Raw genomic sequence first — 1,662 nt, forward strand, 5'->3', positions numbered from 1 at the left:
TCCCGCGGTTTGCTTTCGTCCACATCGCTTCCATGCCCTCGTCGAATCAAATCAACAGCATGGAATCACAAACGATTCATATCATTCAACTTCTTTGTGGACCGACACTAAGGTCAAGAGCAGGAGAAGATACGCTGCCAGCCCTGCGACACCGACGAGCAGGAAGCCTACGGGACGATACCATTGGCGCCCGAAGGCTACGGTGCCGCCTGCGATAACAGACGCTATCAGAAGAAGTACCCCCGGAATCGCCTGACCTGATATCGTCATGGGCCACTGGGTAAGCGAATGAAAAAAATACTCGACCGTTTGGATGGTTCTCGTCCCGAACGTTGGGGCTTGAACTCCTTGTGAAACCGTAGCCCAGCTGAGGGTGAGCGGCTGGCCAACTGTCGTTTCAAGCATGGCCGATCGGAGGCGGTCGACTGCCACTGCCGCGAGCGCTGGCGCGAGCGATACAGCTGGAACTATGAGACTTCGGTTCGAGCGAGCTATCAAAAGTGCTATCTGATCGATGAAGATGACCACACCGACAAAGAATGCCAGGATGAGCCCGATCTCCTTGATGAGCGGCAGAGATGCCGTCACGGGTATCGCCAGCAAGATTCCTGTCAGTGAGCCTCTTTCCTTGAAGTAGATGATCAACGCGGCGCCCGCATATAGAGCCAAGGGCATATCGGTCGTGATCTCGACGAGGCTCCCCATCCAGACGAAAAAGGATAGGGTGCTCGCTGCAAAGATGCCGATCGCAAAGATCTCTACGGGGCGCCGTAGACGAATGTAGGATAAAAGCGGAAGCAACGCCGCTAATTTGAATGCGGAATTAACCAGTATCCAGTTCGGCTCGGTGTTTCCTCCAAGGACAGCCTGCAGGATCCCCGTGCCGAACGGGTAACCGTCGAACAGAATTTCGCCTCTCTCAGGATAGCGTCCAGTGACGGCCAGAAAGCGTGTGACCTGCCCCCAGTGCGAGAACTCGTCCCAGGACAGCAGAATGAGGTCTTGGCCTGCAATCGCCAGAAACAGGACAACGCCAAAGAAAATCAGCGTTCCCGGCGTTAGAAGAACCCCCAGATGCCGCCGGGGTAACAGAATCAATACGACGACGGAGGCTGCGGCAGCGACCCAAAGCACATAGGTCAGCCATTGCAGGCTGATAACGTAGCCGAAGATCCAGAGCGTCAGCATGATGCCCGAGATCGCAACTGGCAGCATGATTTCGAACGGCCGCCGAAGATACACCGAAAAAACCGCTGCTAAGGTCGCAACGGCTAGCAGAGACACGACTGTGGTCAAAAAACTCGACTCCAAACGATGACGCTACCGCCCATAGCTGGGGCGAGAGGTCCCATAGCACGCCTGTTGGCCGCTGGAGCAATCCCCTTTCCGGCCTGGAAGCCTTCTGATTGGGGTCGTTAGGGATGATTTTGATCAGGTGGCGCGGGTTTGGGTGGCGCCGGGTTTAGCGACGCCGTAGCAGCTCGATAATCTCGACAGCGCTAACAAGTGGGAAATGTTGAGCGTACTGCCGATAACTTCGCCTGGGATACCGGCTCTTGCGCATGTTGTGTGGTTTTCACGGCGCCAGGATCAGTCGGCGGCGGAGCAGTTCGAGATTTCCGCGACCATACATTGAGCGCTTGAGCAGCTTCAGCTTATTCA

At 55.8% G+C, this 1,662-nt stretch carries 1 protein-coding gene; it reads right to left on the reverse strand.

Going from position 1 to position 1,662, the window contains the following annotated elements; all coding sequences use genetic code 11:
- Positions 1-81: 81 nt before the first annotated feature.
- Positions 82-1,296, reverse strand: coding sequence for a hypothetical protein (locus tag VQ045_RS21645; protein WP_331831596.1), 1,215 nt, complete (start codon positions 1,294-1,296; stop codon positions 82-84).
- Between the last annotated feature and the right edge of the window lie 366 nt (positions 1,297-1,662).

This window comes from Aurantimonas sp. E1-2-R+4, from assembly GCF_036549515.1.
Taxonomy (GTDB): domain Bacteria; phylum Pseudomonadota; class Alphaproteobacteria; order Rhizobiales; family Rhizobiaceae; genus Aurantimonas; species Aurantimonas coralicida_A.